The following is a 4,722-nucleotide window of genomic DNA, read 5'->3' as shown; positions in this document are numbered from 1 at the left end:
TTAGACCCAACCAACAGCTTTAACCCTGGTATTGGTAAAATGTCTAAAACCAAACGCAATTGCTCATGTTGTCTATAAGTCGTTTAAGCATGATTCTGAATCAGTTATTTGGGGTGTGTCATCAATTAGGGCGCATCTTCACTTAATATTTATCGTTTAGATTGAGAACATGCTCTAAATGTTAAGTTAGGTTGTATCATATGTATTAAAAGCTGCAATACAAAAACGTATTGCAGCTTTTTTTATATCTCAAACTAAAATACGCTCACTTATGATTTAGCCAGCTGTATCTAGAGCCTGCTGACAAGCCTCAGCCAAATAAGGGTCAATACTGTCTTGCTTGAGCATCCATTTTAGATATCCAGCTCCATCGGAATGGGTTGCCAACTTTGCAATAGCCTCACCTTTATATTTGCCAAAACTGAAATGCGTGGGTATGCGTGCCATTTGGCTAAACTCATATAAGCTCTCTGCATCAGTGATGACATGGCCTTGGCTATTGGCTAAATCAATCAGACTACCCAGTACCAACTGAGTGAAGTAAATATCATAAACAGCAGCATGTGCATGTTTTGCTTGCTCACGTGCGATATCTCGATGAAAGAGGTAGAGAAGAGAGACCAGCTTATGGCTTTCTAGCGTAGGTAGCAGATAGTTAGCCATCGCATTGGTGCATATCAGCTTAGGCGTATGTGTCACGCCTGCATTTTTTAGAACGGCCATATCAAAATCAATATTATGACCAATCAAATACTCAACACTACTGGGCAGTCTAAAGTCTGTATGAGGAGGCTCATTCATGATATCTTCTTCACATATATGTGACACTGCCATAGAGCCCAAGCTGATTTCTTTCAGAGGGTTAAAACGCTTGGATCTTGGCTCTTGTAGTACCTCTACCTTGCCATTGTTGATATTCACAATAGAGTAGGCGGCTTCAGTCATGTGCGGCTCAACAAGCCCTGTGGTTTCTGTGTCGAGTATATAAGTGGTCATAATGGGCCTTGATAAATGTGAGGAGCTCAGTGGTCTAATATAAATGCTTGTATTATAGCAGTCTATAGTTACTCCATCATAAAAGTATTGCAGCGTTAACCTGCTTAGATGTACTACTTATCATCAATTAGTAAATATGCTCCTGCCGTCAAATCCGTAAATTTATCCTGTATAAGTAGAATATTTATTCGCTTATTTGTATCAGTACCAGTAAAATGCGAGACTGTTTTCTACACGAGTTTATGAGTAACCAATGATACGTTTAACTGAAATTAAATTGCCATTAAATCATGCACCTGAAGATCTAACGACTGCGATAACGACCAAGCTTAAAATTTCTGCTGAGCAGATGGCATCATTTGTGATGTTTAAACGTGGTTATGATGCTCGTAATAAAAGAAATATCCAATTAATTTATACGCTAGATGTCACGCTGACCGACTCGGATTTGACCAATGATTTACTGGTGCAATTTGAGTCAGACAACCATGTTAGACCAACACCAGATACCAGCTACAAATATGTTGGTCAAGCACCAGAAGACTTAACTGAGCGTCCTATCATTATTGGTTTTGGTCCCTGTGGTTTATTAGTAGGACTCACGCTTGCTCAAATGGGTTTTAAACCCATTATCATTGAACGCGGTAACGAAGTAAGACAACGCACCAAAGATACCTTTGGCTTTTGGCGTCAGCGTAAATTGAACACAGAATCTAACGTACAATTCGGTGAGGGCGGAGCGGGTACTTTCTCCGACGGTAAACTGTATAGCCAAGTAAAAGATCCAAATCATTATGGCCGTAAAGTCATGACGGAATTTGTTAAAGCTGGCGCGCCAGAGGAGATTTTATTTGTTAGCAAACCGCACATAGGTACTTACAAACTAGTCAGCATGGTAGAAAAAATGCGTGCTGAGATTATAGAACTCGGTGGCGAAATTCGTTTTGCTACTCGTGTCGATGATATCCATATCAAAGACGAGCAAATCACAGGCGTTACCTTACACAATGGCGAACGGTTAAACAGCAATCACGTTGTTCTTGCTGTTGGTCATAGTGCCCGTGATACCTTTCAAATGATCCATGATAAAGGCGTGTATGTTGAAGCAAAGCCTTTCTCAATTGGCTTTAGGATTGAACATAAGCAGTCAGCCATCGACCAAGCACGCTTTGGTGATAATGCTGGAAACGAAATACTTGGTGCTGCGGATTACAAACTGGTTCATCATTGTAAAAACGGTCGTTCTGTTTATAGCTTCTGTATGTGCCCAGGTGGCACCGTCGTTGCTGCAACTTCAGAAGAAGGCCGTGTTGTCACCAATGGTATGAGCCAATATTCAAGGAACGAGCGTAACGCCAACAGCGCAATTGTTGTGGGTATCGACCCAGAGCGAGATTACCCAAACCATCCTCTTGCTGGTATCGACTTACAAAGACAACTAGAGACCTTAGCGTTTGAGTTAGGTGGCAAAGACTACAATGCACCAGCGCAAACCATTGGCGATTTCTTAAAAGGCAAACCAGACTCAGAACTCGGTGATGTGAAGCCGTCTTACACTCCAGGTATTACCTTAACGGACCTAAGCAAAGCGTTACCTGATTTTGCCGTGGATGCCATACGTGAAGCCATTCCAGCGTTTAATAGAAAAATCAAAGGCTTTGCATCTGACGATGGTTTACTAACGGGTGTAGAAACCAGAACATCGTCACCAATCAGCATTAAACGTAATAAAGATCTCCAAAGCATTAATACCAAAGGACTATTCCCTGCAGGCGAGGGCGCTGGTTATGCAGGTGGCATATTGTCAGCGGGAATTGATGGTATCAAAGTGGCTGAAGCTGTGGCGAAATCAATATTGAATATAGATTAAGAGCGGCTTTAGGTGATTAAATATTGGGGGTTGTCCTAGGGCGTGTCATTAATTAATACATTTAGTGGCCTTAAAATGGCTGAATTTTGCTAAACATCGTCAGAAATTTTGTCAATATGTTCATATTAACGGCAATTGCTTTCTTGTTTATCTACAATTTTTCTCATTTTAAGCTTCATCATCTACTTGATGACACACCCTAGTTTTCTAAGTCACCTGAGCGGTGATGAAGTCAATACCGCCACGCCCACACCCATTGGTCTTTTTCTAAGTCACCTGAGCGGTGATGAAGAGAGGTTATATGTGGCTGTATGACAAAGACAATTTCTAAGTCACCTGAGCGGTGATGAAGGAGATTTGCAATCACTTCAACACGTTCGACAATTTCTAAGTCACCTGAGCGGTGATGAAGTCTTTTTTGCTTTCAAAGTTATGACGCTTGTCTTTCTAAGTCACCTATGCGTTATATCTAGTAGATAGTATATAAATAATGTATAAAGTATATAGAGTAAGGTTTGGTAGGAGAAAAATTTTTTATATATATAATATACACTATATAAAATACATGTTGGTTCAAGAAATTTTGCATAATTTATAATTTGATCTATAAGGATTGCATGAGTTGCTTCTGAAAGTCTTTGATATCATCGAAGCTGTTAATGCTGCTAGCTATTTGTTAAGCCAGTTTTCTAAGGTCGGTTTGGTTAGTCATTGCTTACTCTCCTGTTAGTGGATTATAAGCAGTTACACAGTTTCTAGGAAGCTCCCTTTTCCTCTCTAAAATCATTTACCATAAGCTCCGTTATATGATTAAAGCTAAACCTATATGATAAGCAATATTTAGAGAAGCAGATAGAATAGTTAATTTCCCCTTACGCAGGGGCGACAAACGGACAGATATCAGAGAAATTTATCTTAGCAGTGGAATTGATGGTTTGAATGGTATTATAGCGAAAGAGAAATACGAATATATCTATATAAAATTGTGAGGAAAAAATATGAAGTTAAGTAAAGCTCGAATTCAAAACTATCGCAGCATTATTGATACTGGTGAATTTGAAATTGAAGACCTAAAAACAATAATGGTTGGCCCTAATGAAGCAGGAAAAACAGTTGTACTAAGAGCTTTGCAACAGTTAAATAAACCTGATGAAGTAGCTGGATTTGATATATTAAGAGATTATCCACGCTCAAAATATAATGATATTAGTTCTGGAAGAGTATTAGCTGAAGATACCATTGTAGTAACAGGTTGGTTCAAACTAGACGAAGCTGATAAAGCTCTTATTCCAAAGCCATTCCATGATTGTATATATAAAGTAGAAAGAGCTATTGATAATCAAAGTTATCACTCTATAGAAAATGGGCCGTCAGCCATATATTTTTCAGACATCAGAGGCGGTTTATTAAGGTTAGCATCACATCTGGATAAGCAATATTTTGTTGAAGACCCAGATGAACAAATGAAGAAGCCAAGTAATATTTTAAATGCAATCGTTAATGAATGGGTAGACTCTACTGAGATATCAGGAGATAGATCCCGTTCTTTGGTTAGCTTTTTAGATAATTATTATGCTCTTATTGAAGAAGACAATACTAAAGAAGAAAAGAGACATGAAGAATTAAGAGCCAAAGCAAAGATTGGTGAATCGTCCGATCTAGTCCTTGACACTCTGGATGCAAGAATGCCAGTTTTTATTCTTTTCAATAATTACTCAAAAGTAAAACCATTAATTAACCTAGATCATTTATACAAAAGGTCAGAGAGTGGTTTGTTAGATGATGAATATTATGATTATGGGAACTTATGTCTTTTAAAGTTTCTAGGATTCGATGTAAAAGAACTATCTGACTTT

Annotated in this window: 4 protein-coding genes and 1 pseudogene; 3 read left to right on the top strand and 2 right to left on the bottom strand. The window is 38.6% G+C overall.

The genetic code is table 11. From position 1 onward, the window contains the following. A partial coding sequence (locus ACT3RN_RS14535) for a hypothetical protein (RefSeq protein WP_444518749.1) occupies positions 1 to 78 on the top strand: 78 nt, incomplete at its 5' end. A 198-nt stretch (positions 79 to 276) separates the two neighbouring features. Here ACT3RN_RS14535 and ACT3RN_RS14530 read toward each other — a convergent pair. Next, positions 277 to 996 carry a 3'-5' exonuclease gene (locus ACT3RN_RS14530; protein WP_192520653.1) on the bottom strand — a complete coding sequence of 240 codons (720 nt, stop codon included), beginning with the start codon at positions 994 to 996 and terminating at the stop codon, positions 277 to 279. A 253-nt stretch (positions 997 to 1,249) separates the two neighbouring features. Between ACT3RN_RS14530 and ACT3RN_RS14525 the strand changes: the two genes are divergently transcribed. After that, a complete protein-coding gene (locus ACT3RN_RS14525) occupies positions 1,250 to 2,866 on the top strand; it encodes an NAD(P)/FAD-dependent oxidoreductase (protein WP_192520654.1) in 1,617 nt (538 codons plus the stop codon). A 610-nt stretch (positions 2,867 to 3,476) separates the two neighbouring features. Here ACT3RN_RS14525 and ACT3RN_RS14520 read toward each other — a convergent pair. Beyond that, a pseudogene (locus ACT3RN_RS14520) lies at positions 3,477 to 3,578 on the bottom strand (transposase); the annotation flags it as partial. A gap of 286 nt (positions 3,579 to 3,864) precedes the next feature. On the opposite strand from ACT3RN_RS14520, the gene ACT3RN_RS14515 reads away from it, so the two are divergent. Beyond that, a partial coding sequence (locus ACT3RN_RS14515) for an AAA family ATPase (protein ID WP_444518748.1) occupies positions 3,865 to 4,722 on the top strand: 858 nt, incomplete at its 3' end.

Origin of the sequence: Psychrobacter sp. AOP5-GZ1-6 (assembly GCF_052376345.1) — a bacterium.
GTDB lineage: Bacteria > Pseudomonadota > Gammaproteobacteria > Pseudomonadales > Moraxellaceae > Psychrobacter.
The sequence above is the reverse complement of the archived record's forward strand: the minus strand, read 5'-3'. Positions and strand labels throughout refer to the sequence as shown.